Genomic DNA, 17,058 nt, shown 5'->3' with positions numbered 1-17,058 from the left:
TTGTGTCTAATGTTAACTTAAAGCCTGGGCAATTTTGGTATACGCGCCGGAGTCGACCTGCCGTTTTGCCAGACTAAGCATATTTTTGATAGCCAGCGACGATGAAATGCCGTGGGCGATGATCACGTTTCCGTTCACACCGACAATCGGACTGCCGCCTACGGATTCGTAATTGGTTTTGTCGGTAAAGTCGTGTTGTAAACCCAGTTCTTTGGTGATTTCGTAAATGGATTCGCCCATTTTAAACAGGATATTGCCCGTAAAACCGTCGGTGACGATCACATCGGCCTTATCGCGGAAAAAGTCACCCCCTTCCATGTTGCCGACAAAATTAATTTTTCGGCTGTTTTTCAGCAACTGGTAAGCCGCCTGGGCCACCAGCGAACCCTTCTGTTCTTCTTCGCCGATGTTCATCAACGCCACGCGCGGTTTATCGATTCCAAAGGTATACTGGGCGTAGATGGAGCCAATTTCGCCGAATTGCAGCAGCATTTCCGGTTTGCAGTCGGCGTTGGCACCGATGTCCACAATTACGGCAAATTTACCGCTCAACTGGGGCACAAAACCGGCAATGGCGGGGCGCATGACCCCTTCAATGGCCTTGATGCTGAACAGGGCACCAACGTGCATGGCCCCGGTATTGCCGGCGCTGCAAAAGGCATCGACGAGCTTATCGCGTAAAAGTTTAAACCCAACTCCGATGCTGGAATTGGGTTTCTGCGAGAGCGCCTTCGTGGGGTGCTCACCCATTTCGATGACATCTTCGGCATGGACGATTTCCACGCCGGAACCTGCGTAATTATATTTCTGAAGAAGGCTTTCAATTACCGGCTGTTTCCCCACCAATACGATGGTAACGTCACTGGGTAATTCCGTAGTGGCCATCACGACTCCTTCCACAATTGCCTCCGGAGCGAAATCGCCACCCATAGCGTCGACTGCGATTCTCATTGAACCAGGTTTGGGTGCGCTGAATTGGTAAACGAACGTGTAAAAATACTAGTTGCCCGGCAATAAAAAAGTATTTCACGTTCATCTGGTGTAGATTCCTGTGAAATACTTCTCGTCCCCAACCTACTGAAAGAGGTTTTCGATCATCTGAAAAAAGCCCCTTCGGGAGGGTGGAGCCTGAAAGGTCAGGCAGTCGGTGCGTAGTTTTCGATCACTACTTTGCCTTTGTAATACAGGTTGCCTTCGAAGACGTGCGCTTTGTGACGAACGTGGATTTCGCCCGTTGTTGCATCGAACGACAGGGCCTTTGCGGTCAGTTTATCGTGGGTTCTACGCTTGTCCCGACGGGTGCTTGAATGTCTGCGTTTGGGATGTGCCATAACTTTATTTTGTCAATTGTCTGTCTATCTTGCCATTTCTTCCGGAACCGAAAACCGGCACGAAAGTCGTAACAGCGGTATTAATTATTGTTCAATTTTCGTAATAAGTCCCAGCGGGGATCGATCGGGGGCTCCTGGCTTTCGTCCCCGGTTTCGGCGGCATCCGACCGGTACACCACCTTGCCTTCCTGTTCTTCGTCCTCCTCGGTTTCGTCCTGCCGAAAACGCGGATGCAGTTTTTTCATCGGCAACGACAAGACAATAAAATCGAAGAGATACCGGGCAATATTGATCTGCTGGGTATCCCACAGAATCAGCTCGATTTCGTCGGTCAGCTCTTCGGCGCGGTCGGCATATTTCAGAAACAATTGTTCCCGAATGTCAACAGGCTCGTCGAAAGGGTCCAGACTGCGGTCGCAAATCAGTTCCACGGTTCCCTGAATGTGAAAATTCAGTTGAACCATCGACGAGGACTTGGTCAGCACCAGGTGCGTTTTAAACGATCCGTGCTGAATCAGTTCCTGCTCCATGGCTTCGAAAAACGCATCGCCCGATTCAAAGTCGAACTCGTACGATTTGTTTTCCAGGCTACCAATGGAAAGGGTATATTTCTGCAACTCCTTCACACTCTTCTCAAAATAGTCCGCAAAGTTACGAACTATTTCTGAATCAGAAAAGGTTAGCCACTATTTTACACTCGCTTTGTCAAAACCGGCGCGAAGCCCGGTGGTAAAGAATATAGCTTTTTAACGAAATGGAAACGGGGCGGTATCCGGCCTCTGCCAACTGCGACTGCTGGGCATCCCGGCATTTCGGGTCGGCCAGAAAATAAGCGGGCTGGTTGGCCAGGGTCGTCATTTCCAGCCGGTGGTAGCGTTGAATGTAACAATGCAGCAGGGCGCTGGCCATCATGTCGGGACAAACCCCAATCTTGGAATCGGTTGGAACAACGGTGCCGATTTTCTGCACATCGGCCAGAATCGCTGCGTAGCTATGATAGGGCGTTCCGGCGATCCGGATTCCGTAAACCCCGGTGAGCAGGCAGGCCAGTACGCCCAGCGCAGTTATAAACCGTACGCTGCGCTTGCTTAACGACAGGGTCGAAACCACCTTCAGCAATTGCGGTCCAATCCAGGCGGCCAGCCCCAGGGCCAGGTACGGCAAAGCAGGAACGGCGTAATAATCAAACTGTTTGGTGGTGGCCATGATGGGCAGGGTGGCAGCCAGGCCCAGGGCGATGTAAAACCGGCTCATGCCGGAAAGCGGATGAACCATCCCACGGCTTTGGGTTCCCAACCGGTTTATTCCCCACAAAACGGCCATCAGAAGGAGGGAAGGCGCCACGTTGATCAGCACAATTTTGACAATGTAGGTCCGTCCGAAAAAACCGCTTGTGTGCGAAATGAGCTCGCGCTTGTTGTGCAGGGCCGCCCAGACCTGCTGGTTAAAATAGTGTTGCAGAAACAGGCGGGCGGGTTCATGAAGGAGCAGGAGCGCCAGTAATACACCAAAACCGCCGGTCAGGAACAACGTCCAGCGAACGGCCGGAGCCAGTTGAATCGGGCGTACGAAAAGCAGCCCGAACAAGCCGGGAACGGCCAGGACGTGCAGACTTACGGGTCCTTTCGATAAAAAGGCAGCCAGCAGCGACACGCCCGCGATGGCACCCGTTCGGAACCATCGTTTGGGGTTTTGCCAGCCTTCAATCGTATATTTGACCGCCAGCAGACAGAACAGGCTCATCGTCGCGTCGAGGTAATTCTGTCCGTAGGTCCACTCCGTCAGTCGGCAGGTAAATAGCAGCAGGACGGGGAACCATTCCCAACGGTGAAGCGGATGGCGTTCGGGGACGAGCTGCCACCATAACTGAACCATAAGAACGATGATGAGCACAAGAACCAGCAGGCAATACACGCGCTCGGTAACGTACGTATCGCCCAAAAGCCGGAAGAACCAGGATTGCAGGTAAAACAGCAGGGGCGGGTGTTCGTAAAAGGTTTCGGTCCGATTGTAGGGCAGCCAGAACGAACTCGAAAAAACCGGCGACCATAACGAGCCTTTTCCGAGGGCCATGTTGCGGGAAATGGCCGCGTAGGTCATTCCGTCGGCCCACATTCCTTCGCGCAGCAGCCGCCGGAAAACCAGAAAGCTTCCCCAGGCCAGCGTAAAGAGCCAGCCAATTCGGCGGTAGGAAGGTTGCATTAGCGTCGCGGATGGCAGTCCGGGCGGAGAGGTGGGCCTCATACCGGTAGCAATATCCGGCTATCAATCGGATACGGGCTATTCATTGTTAACATTGTGCACCAAAGTATACATTTATTTTAGCCATTATGGAAGTCCTTGTCAAGAATCGTTCCTTTTTTATAGTCTATCTTTTTTTCTTCATACTGGTGAGCGTTCTGATGCTCCTCTATACCAAAACGGAACTGATGCAATGGGTCAATGCGCATAACGCGCCACTCGGGGATCTGTTTTTTCGGAATATCACCTACCTGGGGGATGGAGCTTTTGCGGTGATTGTCATTGTCATTCTGCTGTTTCGGTCGTTCCGGCTGGCGCTGATGGGCGCCGTGTCGTTTCTGCTCTCGACGCTGATTGTCCGCGTGCTGAAAGAACTGGTGTTCGCCGGTTCGCTGCGCCCGGTGAAATACTTCGAACACTCCGACTGGCAATACCGGGTGATCGACGGGCTGGATATTCACAGTTATAACAGCTTTCCGTCCGGGCATTCCACCACGGCATTTGCGGTTTTCTGCCTGCTGGCTCTGCTGGATGATCGCAAAAACCGGGGCTGGTTCTGGGCGTTACTGGCGGTGATCACGGCCTATTCGCGCGTCTATCTGTTTCAACACTTTGTCGAAGATGTCTATGTGGGCTCCATCATCGGAACGCTTTCTTCCGTCCTTGTTTTTGGGTTGCTGAACCGGTATTGGGACCAAAATCCCAAAACCTGGCACAGCCGGAGACTTCGTTTTTAAAAAATTCGCAGTCATGTCCAGAAAACTCTTAAAATAATTACATACAGCCAGTATATTACGGGCCTGCCAGTCTTCTAAACAGACTACCTATCTGATTCAAAATGCCTATTTGGCAGAATGGCTATTTTTCAATAAAATAAGTTATTAAAAGGGGTGTATGTCAATGAATATTTGGTTTTTTGCTTAATTGTAGATTGAAATCTATCGTATTTGCTAATAAAAGCTATCACTTTTTGTAATTTCAGGTTAAAATTCAAAGGTCCCCGCTTAATATGTCCCTGCCGCAACCCACCGCTGACCCTACTACGACGGCATTAGGCCGGGGTATTCAGCATCTTGGTGCCGGGAAACAAGGTCGCCGGCCGTTGCCGCCCGCATTGGTGGAAGAATGCCGGCAGGTTTTGCTGTCAGGCCAGGCCGATCCGCTGCAAAAAGGCGCTTTTTTAGGCGCTTTATTAGCCAAGGGGCCGGCACCGGAAGAGCAGGCACTGGAAACGGTTTTCGGGAAAGGGGCGTTTTTGAATCCCGCTTTTTTTATCAACAAAGCTTGTCCGGACCTGCCCACGAACCTGTTTCCGATTGCGACAAAACTGCTGAAAGGCCACACTCTTCGTCCCAGTGAAGCCCATCAACTGGGTAACTTCCTGTTTCTGGAAGACGATTGCGAGACCTTCAAAGGTATGGTAGCCAGTATTTTACGCATTCGGAATGCGTCCAATGGCGAGTATAAAGGCCTGTATGATGCGGCCATGGAAACCATCACACCCGGTTTTCGGCAACTGAGCTGCGTTGACCGGCCGCTGGTGCAACTGGCCGAACCGTTCGATGGCGTCGAGCATACGTATTTGATAACGCCATTGCTGGCGCACTTTTTCGGCCAGCGCGGTTACGGAGCCCTGTCGGTGGTTGGGCGAACACCGGGGCCGAATTATACCCTGAACGCCCACGATCTGTACCTGTTTCTGGGTTGTCAGCTCTTACAGAGCAACCACGAAATCAATACCCCACCGGAACCGTTCGGCTGGGTGCTCGACCAAAAGGCGCTTTCCCCCGCGCTTAATCGGTGGGTTGATCGTCGGCGAATCATTCTCAAACGACCCTTTTTATCGACACTCGAACGGATTCTGAATCCGTGTAGCGCCCGGTTTCTGGTAACATCAGTGTTTCAGGTGGGTGCCCAGATGAAAATGGCGGAACTGGCGCTGATGGCCGGTTTTGATGCCGTCATTGTCTTGAAGCGTGGTTTGGAAGGGAGTCTGTCGCCTTCCACCAGCCGCAGCAGTGGGATTCTATGCGCCGTCCGGACGGCCCGGGGTCATTTGTTTTACCAGCACTTCGACGCCGGTTTACCCGCTTTTTCCGAATACCGTACCGACACCGACGAGATCATAACCAACCTGCAACTCATCGATAATATCCGGCTGATCCGTGATTTTCTGAACGAGGGCAAAACCGCCAGCGAGGACTTCGATAACCGGGTCCGGTTTATGCAGGCGCTGTTAAGCCGGGGCATGGACTGGATTGAAGGGCAACTCAACGGGCAGGCCAATAAGTCCTAACCATCAGGCCGATTTGGGACGAAATACCTTCATCACCGTTTCGTGCGTCGTCAGATACGGGCCGCCGATCAGGTCGATGCAATACGGAATAGCCGGAAAAACCACCGACAGGCATTGCTCAATGGCCGTGGGTTTGCCGGGTAAATTCAGGATCAGCGTCTGGTTTCGAATCCCGGCGGTCTGGCGCGACAGAATGGCGGTCGGCACGAATTTCAGGCTTTCCTGCCGCATCAACTCTCCGAATCCCGGCAACATCTTCTGGCAAACCGCTTCGGTGGCTTCGGGTGTCACATCGCGCAACGCCGGGCCGGTGCCGCCCGTAGTCACGATCAGGCAGCAGCGTTCCGAATCGGCCAGTTCAATCATCGTCGCTTCCAGCAACGGCTGTTCATCGGGAATGACGCGGTAGACCGGTTCCCAGGCACAGCTCAGGTAGCTGGTCAGCAAACGGACGACGGCTTTACCGGGAATATCTTCGTAAATACCCGCACTGGCCCGGTCCGAGACGTTAATGACTCCAATTCGAATGGGAGTTGCCATCAGCAGCGTTTTAGAGTGAAGTTGCAAAGATACACGCTACCGCATAATGGAACGGGGAGTTTGCGTACTTTTGCACACTTAATCCCCGCACTATGCCCCGAATTCCCTCACGATTGATTCCGCTGTTACTCATCCTGGCCGGAGCGTTGTTTTATTTTCCGTTTCTGGGCCGGGTTCACCTGTTTGACTGGGATGAAATCAACTTCGCCGAGTCGGCGCGGGAAATGATCGTGTCGGGTAATTACACGCGGGTTCAGATCAATTTCCAGCCGTTCTGGGAAAAACCGCCCCTGTTTTTCTGGCTGCAGGTGTTGTCGATGAAGGTGTTCGGTATTGGCGAGTTTGCCGCCCGGTTTCCGAACGCCGTGGTGGGTGTCGTCACGCTGCTGGTGCTGTATTCGCTGGGGAAAAAGCTGGTCGACAAACGCTTTGGCCTTTTGTGGGCGCTGGCGTATTTCGGCTCTTTAACCCCCCACCTCTATTTCAAATCCGGAATTATCGACCCCACCTTCAACCTGTTTATCTTCCTGAGTGTCTGGTGTATGGCCCGGGCGGTTTCGGCCTACGGCACATCCACCGCTACCCGGCAGGCGGTTTTCTCCGGCTTATTCGTCGGGCTGGCGGTGTTAACCAAAGGGCCGGTCGGTGGGTTACTGCTGGGGCTGACGTTTCTGGTCTATTGGGCTTGGCAACGGTTTCGCCCGGTGCTGCGTTTGGGAAATGCGCTGGCGGCTTTCGGCTGTGCACTGGCAGTGGCGTCGGTCTGGTTTGGGCTGGAGTTGATCAAGAACGGTTTCTGGTTTTTTGAAGAGTTTTTTCGCTACCAGGTCCGGCTTTTTTCGACCCCCGACGCGGGGCATCAGCAACCGTTTTACTACCATTTCGTGGTCGTTTTGCTCGGCTGTTTTCCCATGTCGTTGCTGGCAATTCGCGGTTTCTTTCCGGGCGGGCGGGCGGTTCGTTTGGATTGGAACAGTCCAGCTGCGGATTTCAAATCCGCGGCAGCTAATCTTCCGGATTCCAAATCCGAAAGAGCGGAAGACCCGGCGGCTTTGTTCCGGCGCTGGATGATCATTCTGTTCTGGGTGGTCATGATTCTGTTTTCCATCGTCCGGACCAAAATCGTGCATTATTCGTCGATGGCCTGGTTTCCGGTTTCGTACCTGGCGGCTACGGTTTTGTACCAGTATGTGAACGGCCGGTTGTCCTGGAACCGCTGGCTGACGGTCGGGATTGCCCTCATTGGCGGGGTGCTGGCGCTGCTCATTACGGCCCTGCCCCTGGCTGGAATGCACTCCGCCGACCTGATTCCGTTGATCAAAGACCGGTTTGCAGCTGCCAACCTGACCGCGCCGGTGGACTGGCAGGGCTGGGAGTGGATTATCGGAACGGCGTACGGACTGGCGATTATCGGCATTTTATGGTTTCGGTCGCAGCAACCCATTCGGAGTATGGTGGCCCTGTTTCTGGCAACGCCCCTGCTGTTGTGGTTTGTGTTGCCGACGATTGTGCCAAAAATTGAGCGGTACACGCAGGGCGCGGTTATCGATTTTTACGAGGCCAAACAGGGCCAGGACATCTACGTGGAACCCATTGGCTACAAAAGTTACGCCCATCTGTTTTATTTCCGGAAAAAACCGCCTACCAATCTCAACAGCTATAACGAGGACTGGCTGATCAACGGCCCGGTCGATAAGCCGGTTTTTTTCGTCACCCGAAACATCAACATCGACCAGTACCGCTACCATCCGAACCTGGAAATCATCGGCGAAGAAGCCGGTTTTGTGTTTCTCCGCCGGAAACCGGCTTTCAAGGGCGTAGAATGAGCCGGTACGGCTAGCCGTTTGGGAGCGGTTTTGTTTTGCTATGCTTCGGGAAGTGACTTCGAATTCAATCACTTATTCTCAAAATAACGGGAAAACTGCTTGACTTACCCGAAATAGAACGCAGTTTTGAATTCATAGTAGATAAAGAGGGATTTGTTCTCAAATTTTAAAGCTGGTCGAAATGCGTTAACTTGTCGGTATGAAACGCCTTTTTTTTAGCCTTACGGTTTGGCTTTCGGTGGTAAGTGCCGGACTGGCTCAGCCTTCGAACCCTCCTGAAACCGCAAAACTACCCCGCATCGCCATTGCCGGTTTAGGCATCGAATCCAGCACGTTTTCGCCGGCGGTGACGCACGAAGAAGCCTTTCACGCCCGGTACAGCGGGGAAGTCTATAACGCCTATCCGTTTCTGATGCCGGTTGCGCCCCTGCGCAAACAGGCCGTCTGGGTGCCGACCATCGTAGGAAAGTCGCTGCCGGGCGGGGCCGTAACGCGCGAAGCCTACGAATCGCTGGTGAACAAAACGCTGGATTCCCTCAAAAAATACGCCCCCTACGACGGACTGTTCCTGGATATTCACGGCGCGATGAGCGTGCAGGGGCTCGACGATCCAGAAGGCGATTTCATTACCCGAATTCGGAAGGTGATTGGGTATAAAACGCTTATTTCTACCTCCATGGATCTGCACGGCAATGTGTCGTGGCGGTTGGCGCAAAACACGGATCTGATGACCTGTTACCGGATGGCTCCGCACGAAGACGCCATGCAAACCAAGGAACGGGCCGTGGTGAACCTGATCAACCGGATCAAAAGCGGCAAGGGAAAACCGGCCTACAAAGCCTGGATTCCTATTCCGATTCTGTTGCCGGGCGAACAAACCAGCACACGCATTGAACCGGGCAAGAGTCTGTATCAACAGGTTGCTCCGCTGGCCGACAACCAACCCGGTATTGTCGATGCCGCCATCTGGATCGGTTACGCCTGGGCCGACGAGCCCCGCAACCACGCCGTTGTGATGGTGGTGGGCGACGACAAAGCCAACGTGACCCAGTCGGCCGAAAAACTGGCGCAGGCATTCTGGAACGTTCGCAACCAGTTTGACTTTGTCGCGCCAACGGGTACGCTGGATGAAGTTTTGGCAAAAGCCCTTGTCAGTTCCAAACGTCCGTTTTTTATCAGCGATACCGGCGATAATCCGACCGCCGGGGGCGCGGGCGACGTGACCTGGACGCTCACAAAATTGCTGGCGCGCCCGGAGTTTCAGCAGGAAAAGGGCCCTTCACTGATCTATGCTTCGATTCCCGACCCGGAACTGGTGAAAAAGGCGCTGGCGGCTGGCGTCGGCGGTCAGGTGGAAGGCACGGCTGGTGCGCGGGTGGATGCCCGGTTTGCACCACCGGTGCCGATCAAGGGAACAGTGCAGTCGATTGTGAAAGGAGATATCAATGCGGAGGTGGAAGTGGTGGTCAAAGTGGGTAGCGTGAACGTGATCGTTACGCAAAAACGCAAACCGTATCACAAGGAAATCGATTTTACCCGCCTGGGCTTGAATCCCCGAAAATCCGATATCGTGGTCGTTAAAATCGGCTACCTTGAACCCGAGCTGTACGCTATGCAGGCCGACTGGATTATGGCCCTGACACCCGGCGGGGTCGATCAGGACTTGTTCCGATTGCCCTATAAGCGCATCCAGCGGCCCATGTTTCCGCTCGACAAGGACATGAAAACCCCTGATTTATCGGCCCGGTTGGTGCCCTTGTCGGGCGAAACGAAGTAGATGGAAAACCGTAAAACTATATTTTCCGTCGTTTCGCTTTCGCCGTTTTTGGGTAGAAACCGAACTAAAATTCTGGATCCCTGAAAGATTTCTTACTTTTGTATTGCTAACCCCATTATTAATGAAACGCCGTACCGCCTTAAAAAGCCTGATCGCGGCCACCGGGAGTCTGGTCACCCTGCCCGCCTGGGCAACCGGCTGGACCCCCGCAACGGTTGGGCCGATCACTACCGTATCCGCTGCTGAAGAAACGCTAATGGCCGAACTGGTCGAGACGTTTATCCCCGAAACCAGTACCCCAGGGGCGAAATCGCTGAAAGTACACCAGTTCGTGTTCCGCATGATCAACGATTGCTACGATGCCTCGGCCCAGGAATTGCTCAAAGCGGGCCTGGCCAAAACCGATGCACTGGCGCAGCAAACCTACCAGAAACCCTTTGTCGCCTGCGACAGCCCCCAGCGCACCGACCTGCTGCGGCAGATGAGCGTTGCGGCTGAGCCCGAAACGCAGCAGTTTACCAAGCTGATCAAAGGGTTGACCATCCGGGGCTATACCAACTCCGAGTATTACTTGGTGAATGTCCGGAAATACGTGATGGCGCCCGGTTTTTACCACGGCTGCGTGGACATTGTGAACAACTGACCTTCCTCTTTATGGCTTATTTTAATATTGATTCGGTAAAAGACCGCACGTTTGATGCGATTGTTATTGGCTCGGGCATCAGTGGAGGCTGGGCGGCCAAAGAACTCTGCGATCACGGTTTGCGGACGCTCGTGCTGGAACGCGGTCGTGACGTGAAACACGTGACGGATTATCCCACGACCATGATGAATCCCTGGGAGTTTGAACACCTGGGGCAGATTCCGAAGGCGCTGAAAGACGCCAACCCGATTGCCAGCCGGTGTTACGCCTTTAACGAGGACGCGGCCCATTTTTTTGTCAAAGATGCTGAACACCCGTACGTCCAGGAAAAACCGTTTGACTGGATTCGCGGCTATCAGGTCGGCGGGAAGTCGCTGATGTGGGCGCGGGGGACTCAACGCTGGTCGCAATATGATTTCGACGGCCCGGCCCGCGACGGTTTTGCGGTGGAGTGGCCCATGACCTACGCCGAACTGGCACCGTGGTACAGCCACGTCGAGCGGTTTATCGGGGTGGCCGGCAATAAAGACGGTTTGGAGCAATTACCGGACGGCGAGTTTCTGCCTCCGCACGAGCAGTCGTGCGTGGAAAAGCATTTCTCCGACCAGATGGCGCGGCATTACAAAGGTGCTCGTCCGATTATCATTGGGCGGTGTGCGCACCTGACCCAGCCCAAGGAAATTCACCTGAAACAGGGCCGTGGGCAATGCCAGAACCGGAATATCTGCCAGCGCGGATGCCCCTATGGTGGGTATTTCAGCAGCAACTCCTCGACCCTGCCCTGGGCAGCCAGAACCGGAAAAATGACGCTTCGGCCGGATTCGGTCGTGCATTCGATTCTGTTCGACGAGAAGAAAAATAAAGCCACGGGCGTGCGGGTGATTGATGCGCACACCAAACAGGCCACGGAATATTACGCCCGTATCATCTTCGTGAATGCGGCCTGTCTGAACTCCAACCTGATTCTGCTGAACTCCAAATCCAACCGGTTTCCGAACGGTTTGGGCAACGACAACGGGCTGTTGGGCAAATACATGGCTTTTCACAATTTCCGGACAACAATTTCGGCGGAATACGAAGGCTTGCTGGACAAAACGACCGACGGAATCCGGCCCAACGGCAGTTACATTCCACGGTTCCGCAACGTTTTCAAGCAGGAAACGGATTTCCTGCGGGGCTATGCTGCCGGTTTCAGCGGAAGCCGGGTGATGGATACAGATACCTCGGGCATTGGAGAAGACCTGAAAGCCAGTTTGTTCAGCCGGAAATACGGCAATTGGCGCGTTGGTTCGCACATGATGGGCGAGACGATTCCGAAGGAAGAGAGTTTCGTGGCCCTTGATTCGGTGTTGACCGATGCCTGGGGCATTCCGCAACTGCGGGTGTCGGTGGGCTACGACGATAACGACGAGAAAATGATTCGGGACTTTCACGAGCAGATGACCGAAATGCTGACGCTGGCCGGTTTTACCAACATCCAGACGCACGACAAGCCCGACAAAGCCCCCGGTCTCGACATCCACGAGATGGGCGGGGTCCGAATGGGGAAAGATCCCAAAACGTCGATGCTCAACAAGTGGAACCAGTTTCACAACTGCAAGAACGTGTTCGTCACCGACGGGGCCTGCATGACCTCCACCTCGACGCAAAACCCGTCATTGACTTTCATGGCCATTACGGCCCGGGCCGCTAATCACGCGGTGAGTGAGTTGAAGAAGAAGAATTTGTAAGCGAAAACCGGTTCCGGAACGCTGTTTTAATGTCGAAAACCTTCCGAGCGTAGGGCAGGCGGCCTTGGGCGTCAACCTGCTGATCGGAAGGTTTTCCTGTAAACTTCCCCTAAAGGTATACCAGTGAAAAGTAGAGGATTCTATTTAACTTTTCACAAAGGAGAAGAAAATGAAAGCAAAACGATTCAGCGAAGCCCAGATCGTGGCTATCCTCAATCATCAGCAGACAGGGTTGACAGTTGCCCAGATTATTCGTCAGCACGGTATCAGCGAAGCAACCTTTTACAACTGGAAAAGTAAGTACGGTGGCATGCAGGTGGCCGACGTGAAACGGCTCAAAGAGTTGGAACCGGGCCGTCGGAGCGGAAGAGAACCGTCGTCTCAAAAAAATGTACGCCGAACTGAGTTTGGAGAACGAAGTTATCAAGGAGGCCCTCCAAAAAAAGTGGTAAGCCTGCCGACCGCCGACAACTGGCGCAGTGGATGGTCAAAGCCAAGGCGTTCAGCCAACGCCGGGCCTGTCGAGTGGCAGGTCTAAACCGCCGGAGCTACGACCGTTCCAGTAAGCGTCAGCCTGATGGGGCCGTTGAGCAGGCCATCGAAGCCGTATCCCAAAAGCATCCTGGCTGGGGCTTCTGGAAAATTCATCACCGTTTCCGACGGTTGGGAGAGGCCTTTAATCATAAGCGTACCTGGCGAGTGTATCGTCAGATGGGGCTGAATTTACCCCGGCGTAAGCGTAAACGGCTGCCAGTGCGGTCGGGTAACTCGCCTGCTACAACGGCTGGTGGATGCGTCTGGGAAGCCTGCCAAACTACGTTGCGATAACGGGCCGGAGTTTATCAGTGCGCTCCTAAGCGAGTGGTGTGAACATAACGGAATCGAGCTGCACTGGATTCAGCCGGGTAAGCCAACTCAAAACGCCAATATTGAGCGTTTCAATGGCAGCTTTCGGCGCGAAGTGTTGAGCGCCTATTCGATTGCTAACCTAGCTGGACGATTATAATACAAAACGCCCTCATCAGGCGTTAGGATTTTTAACGCCAATCGAGTTTAAACAAGCGGCCTAGGCTCTAACCGCTGCTGGCATACTAAACGGGGAATAACACACTTGAGAATCGCCACAATTTGGGATTCAGTAAATCGATTTGCTTTCATTCCCCTTTTCGATTGCTAGTGAAAGTTAAGTTTTTTACCCTACTTTTCACTGGCTCACTTTTAAGGGTTCAGGACAAGCTCATAGCTCACCAAATGGGCTGACCGCACGGATTTCCATGGTTTATGCAAGTAATGGGACATAATTTTTGTCATATTTCTGCTGGCGGTGCACGACTGAGCAGACCCGATGGATCAGTTTGTTGCGAACCGCGTTCAAAACGAGCATTTTGTTTTTGCCTTCGGCCACTTTCCGTCGGTAATAATCTTGCAGTTCTCCTTTTATACGGATAGCTGACATAGCGCCCAAATGAAAGAGCGATTTTACCCGTTTTCGGGCATGTTGACTCACGCTGGTTTTGCCTCGCACACTACTGCCCGATCGGTATTCGAAAGGGGCCACGCCGGCATGACAGGCGAGTTTTTTGGGATCAGTGATCGTTTTAAATTCGTCCGTAGCGACTAACACTTCGGTTGCCGTCGCACTACCAATGCCGGGCACGGAGGTTATCCAGGCAAACAATTCTTTTAGACGCTCATCGGTCTGAATGAGTTGGGTAATTTGTTGATCGGTTTTTTCCAAGTCGGTAGTAAGGGCCTTGAGAGAAGCCTGACAACTCTTCATGAGTTGCTTTTGGAGGGCCGCATCAATGAAGCCTTGCTGTTCAGTCATCGGCTGTTGGAGTTGTTGACGGACCACCAACAGGCGTTGACGCAGGGCACTGAGAGCCGCCAGTTTTTGCAAAACGGGTCGGGGTGGTTGCCAAAGCCGCAGCTGGTCGCGGAAGCGAAACGCATAATAGGCAATACGGACTGCATCAATAGCGTCGGTTTTGCCCCGTTGCAATCCGCCCGCTTTCTTGATTTGAAAGCTGCTTTCTAACCAAAGGGGCAACGAAAGTTTAGCTAGGTGGGCAAGCACATGGGCGTTGTAAATGCCGGTATGCTCCATACAGCAGACCGATGTAGCTACTGTAAAGCCTGGCAAGGCCTTGAACAACTTGACCGTTGATTTAATGCCCATTTCTGTGTTGGCCGACTGACTTTGCAGGACAACAGTTTGGCCATCAAAGACCGCCCAATCCAAAGTGGCTTTTGAGATGTCAACACCAATGAAATAGCGAATGTCCATAAGAAACGATAATTTAGAGTTCCGACAAGTCACTTGCTTTCGTGCTCAATCCCTTGCTAATGGTGGGACCGCCCCTGCGGCCTTAACGCCCGAATTTCCATACGAGCCTGAAGCAAGTAAAAACAGGGCGGGACCTGACCGCGACGGCGGACCGTTCCGCGCCTAGAGCTGGTACTCTGCGGCCCCATAGGATAACCCGCTCTGTTCACTTGTTGGCAAGTTACCTAATCTTGGTTTCTTACCAGCTCTCAAACCTAAAGGGCGGCCCCGGCCAGATGAATTAATTTCAAGAGTAAAAAATGAACAAATGAACGTCTGGTCCTCAAATTAATCACTGTCCGGAATTTGGGCCAAGATCAATTTTTAGACAGTTTCTTAACAATTGGATTTTTGTTTTCTATTAAAAAAATGATGGAGTTTTACCATCAACTCTCTTTGTATAAGTGAGAGGGCCTCCGGAAGCTACCAGAGTGGAAGGATACTCGTAATCAGAAAGAATCACCCTTATTACTTAACCCGAATGAACGGCGCAGAAAAACCGACCAAAACCCGAAAAGTGCTCATGCCCATTGGAGATGCCACCGAAACGGTGGATACACTCTATCCTTTTTTTAGAATAGCGGAGGATAATTACCAGGTTGTTGTAGCGGGGCCCCAGGCACGAACCTACCACATGGTGTTACACGAAATCCCACCCAGTAGCGCGATCCCCTGGGATATTACCGAAGAGCAGCCCGGCTACCATATCAGGGCCGAAATTGCGTTCAGGGATGTAGACCCCACCGAATACGATGGGTTGTTCGTTTCCGGTGGCCGAGCACCGGAATACCTCCGCTATGACAACGATCTGATGCGGATTACGCGGCATTTTTTTGAAGCGAACAAACCGGTGGGCGTCGTTTGCCACGGAATCGAAATTGTGAGCGCGGCAGGGGTTATTCAGGGACGAACCGTAACGACCGTGGCCAAATGTGCTTTGGACGCTGAACAGGGAGGAGCCTTTTATGTGAATCAACCCACCGTCGTTGATGGTAATCTGGTTACCGCGCGTACCTGGCATGATTATACCCCCTGCTTCCAGGCGTTTATGAAACTGTTGAACGTCTATAAAGAAGCTTCAGTTGATTTACGTATATAGAGCTCCGGTAGATTGGGTAAGCTCCTCTGATTAGCGTTTTAAAAATAGAAACAGAAAAAATTTTAGAAATTCTGATGGACTTTTAATGATTCTACTCTTTCTTATCAAAAAGGCTAATCGACAATTCCTGCCCCCATGGATTATTCACAATTTACAGCAGACGATTTTATCAAAGACGAATTGTTTCAGGATTGGATTTTACAACCCAATCGGCAAAACAAGCTGTTTTGGGAAAATTGGTTGGCGAATAATCCAGATCGAAAACCGGAGGTCGAGAAAGCCCGTAACATCCTGTTATCCATTGAGTTTACTCCCCGGGCTCTCCCGGAAGCCCGCGTAAAGGCCTTGTGGGATCGGATTCAGTCGCAAACGGAAAAAGTCCCCGCCAGCCGGTGGGGGCCAGAGCGCGAACCGGCGCTAACGCGTCGTCTGTATACGAGATGGTATCAGGTAGCCGCTGTTTTCATTGGTATTTTGCTGGCAGGTACGGTTTTTTATACCCTTCAGGAACAGAAAGAGGTCGCCCTGACGGTCACAACGAAGTTTGGTGAGGTTAAAAAAATTATTCTACCCGATCAGTCGATGGTTGTCTTGAACGGGAATTCCCGGCTGACCTACAAAAAACAGTGGTCGTCCGACGAAGAACGGGCCGTGAACCTGGCGGGAGAAGCTTATTTTTCGGTGACCCACACGCAAAACCATCAGAAATTCCGGGTCAATATGGATGAGCAGATGCAGGTGGAAGTGTTGGGGACGAAGTTTACGGTAACGAGCCGCTCCCAGAAAAAACAAGTGGTTCTCAGCGAAGGAAAGGTCCAACTGGCCATTTTGGGTAGTCAAGCGAAAACCGCCGTTGCACCGGTTATTTTAAAACCCGGGGAGTTGCTGGCAGTCTATGAAAAACCGTATCGGTTCGATAAACGACAGGTCGCCAATCCCGAAAATTACGCAGCTTTTCAACAGAATAAACTTGTTTTTATCAATGCTCCGCTTTCAGAGGTGGCTCGTACCCTGGAAGATACGTACGGATATCACGTCACGTTTGGTCAGCCAGAGTTGGCGGCAAAACGATTTACCGGGTCCAGCTCAGCTAATCGAGTGGATCATCTTTTAACCGCTATCAGCAAGGCTTTCAATTTAATTGTCACCCAAAAAGGAGAAAACATTTTTATTAAAAAAGCGTAATCCACGCTTGTTACAACCCAAGTCTCTACCAAGCCCCAACAGGTCTGGCGGAACACCTATTGTC

General features: G+C 52.4%; 14 protein-coding genes and 1 pseudogene. 9 read left to right on the top strand and 6 right to left on the bottom strand.

The features are described from left to right. Nucleotides 1–12: 12 nt before the first annotated feature. The 4 genes from plsX to ACFPMF_RS15750 all read right to left on the bottom strand — a co-directional run bounded on the left by plsX (nucleotide 13) and on the right by ACFPMF_RS15750 (nucleotide 3,533). Nucleotides 13–951, bottom strand: coding sequence for a phosphate acyltransferase PlsX (gene plsX / locus ACFPMF_RS15765; RefSeq protein ID WP_379846793.1), 939 nt, complete (start codon nucleotides 949–951; stop codon nucleotides 13–15). A gap of 185 nt (nucleotides 952–1,136) precedes the next feature. After that, on the bottom strand, nucleotides 1,137–1,331 hold the full coding sequence (gene rpmF / locus ACFPMF_RS15760; protein WP_038121838.1) for a 50S ribosomal protein L32: 195 nt from the start codon (nucleotides 1,329–1,331) through the stop codon (nucleotides 1,137–1,139). Nucleotides 1,332–1,411: 80 nt separating this feature from the next. Beyond that, entirely contained in the window at nucleotides 1,412–1,957 is a 546-nt protein-coding gene (locus ACFPMF_RS15755) for a YceD family protein (RefSeq protein ID WP_379846790.1), read from the bottom strand. A gap of 79 nt (nucleotides 1,958–2,036) precedes the next feature. Then, the gene (locus tag ACFPMF_RS15750) at nucleotides 2,037–3,533 is read right to left on the bottom strand and encodes an ArnT family glycosyltransferase (protein WP_379846788.1); all 1,497 of its coding nucleotides are present in this window, start codon (nucleotides 3,531–3,533) and stop codon (nucleotides 2,037–2,039) included. Nucleotides 3,534–3,721: 188 nt separating this feature from the next. Here ACFPMF_RS15750 and ACFPMF_RS15745 point away from each other — a divergent pair, with 188 nt between their 5' ends. Both ACFPMF_RS15745 and ACFPMF_RS15740 read left to right on the top strand, forming a co-directional pair. Then, complete coding sequence (locus tag ACFPMF_RS15745; RefSeq protein WP_379846786.1) at nucleotides 3,722–4,309, top strand: phosphatase PAP2 family protein; 588 nt, start codon at nucleotides 3,722–3,724, stop codon at nucleotides 4,307–4,309. A 272-nt stretch (nucleotides 4,310–4,581) separates the two neighbouring features. After that, nucleotides 4,582–5,868, top strand: a complete 1,287-nt coding sequence (locus ACFPMF_RS15740) for an anthranilate phosphoribosyltransferase (protein ID WP_379846784.1) — start codon at nucleotides 4,582–4,584, stop codon at nucleotides 5,866–5,868. Between the two features lie 3 nt (nucleotides 5,869–5,871). Here the strand turns inward: ACFPMF_RS15740 and mog are convergent, their stop codons facing one another. Continuing rightward, nucleotides 5,872–6,408, bottom strand: coding sequence for a molybdopterin adenylyltransferase (mog, locus tag ACFPMF_RS15735; RefSeq protein ID WP_379846782.1), 537 nt, complete (start codon nucleotides 6,406–6,408; stop codon nucleotides 5,872–5,874). Nucleotides 6,409–6,500: 92 nt separating this feature from the next. Between mog and ACFPMF_RS15730 the strand changes: the two genes are divergently transcribed. The 5 genes and pseudogenes from ACFPMF_RS15730 to ACFPMF_RS15710 all read left to right on the top strand — a co-directional run bounded on the left by ACFPMF_RS15730 (nucleotide 6,501) and on the right by ACFPMF_RS15710 (nucleotide 13,454). Further along, the gene (locus tag ACFPMF_RS15730; RefSeq protein ID WP_379846780.1) at nucleotides 6,501–8,234 is read left to right on the top strand and encodes an ArnT family glycosyltransferase; all 1,734 of its coding nucleotides are present in this window, start codon (nucleotides 6,501–6,503) and stop codon (nucleotides 8,232–8,234) included. Between the two features lie 199 nt (nucleotides 8,235–8,433). Next, the gene (locus ACFPMF_RS15725) at nucleotides 8,434–10,011 is read left to right on the top strand and encodes a M81 family metallopeptidase (RefSeq protein WP_379846778.1); all 1,578 of its coding nucleotides are present in this window, start codon (nucleotides 8,434–8,436) and stop codon (nucleotides 10,009–10,011) included. 121 nt (nucleotides 10,012–10,132) lie between these two features. After that, a complete protein-coding gene (locus ACFPMF_RS15720; RefSeq protein WP_379846776.1) occupies nucleotides 10,133–10,654 on the top strand; it encodes a gluconate 2-dehydrogenase subunit 3 family protein in 522 nt (173 codons plus the stop codon). Nucleotides 10,655–10,665: 11 nt separating this feature from the next. Continuing rightward, the gene (locus tag ACFPMF_RS15715; RefSeq protein ID WP_379846774.1) at nucleotides 10,666–12,384 is read left to right on the top strand and encodes a GMC oxidoreductase; all 1,719 of its coding nucleotides are present in this window, start codon (nucleotides 10,666–10,668) and stop codon (nucleotides 12,382–12,384) included. A gap of 169 nt (nucleotides 12,385–12,553) precedes the next feature. Then, nucleotides 12,554–13,454, top strand: a pseudogene (locus ACFPMF_RS15710) (transposase). 209 nt (nucleotides 13,455–13,663) lie between these two features. Here ACFPMF_RS15710 and ACFPMF_RS15705 read toward each other — a convergent pair. Beyond that, nucleotides 13,664–14,671: an IS110 family RNA-guided transposase gene (locus tag ACFPMF_RS15705; protein ID WP_379846772.1), complete on the bottom strand. Its 1,008-nt coding sequence runs from the start codon at nucleotides 14,669–14,671 to the stop codon at nucleotides 13,664–13,666. Between the two features lie 520 nt (nucleotides 14,672–15,191). On the opposite strand from ACFPMF_RS15705, the gene ACFPMF_RS15700 reads away from it, so the two are divergent. Further along, complete coding sequence (locus ACFPMF_RS15700) at nucleotides 15,192–15,809, top strand: DJ-1/PfpI family protein (RefSeq protein ID WP_379846770.1); 618 nt, start codon at nucleotides 15,192–15,194, stop codon at nucleotides 15,807–15,809. A gap of 135 nt (nucleotides 15,810–15,944) precedes the next feature. After that, the gene (locus tag ACFPMF_RS15695; protein ID WP_379846768.1) at nucleotides 15,945–16,994 is read left to right on the top strand and encodes a FecR family protein; all 1,050 of its coding nucleotides are present in this window, start codon (nucleotides 15,945–15,947) and stop codon (nucleotides 16,992–16,994) included. The last annotated feature ends 64 nt before the right edge of the window (nucleotides 16,995–17,058 follow it).

The organism is Larkinella bovis, assembly GCF_042655385.1.
GTDB classification, from domain to species: Bacteria; Bacteroidota; Bacteroidia; order Cytophagales; family Spirosomataceae; genus Larkinella; species Larkinella bovis.
Note: the sequence above shows the minus strand (reverse complement) of the source record. Positions and strands in the feature narration are given on the sequence as shown.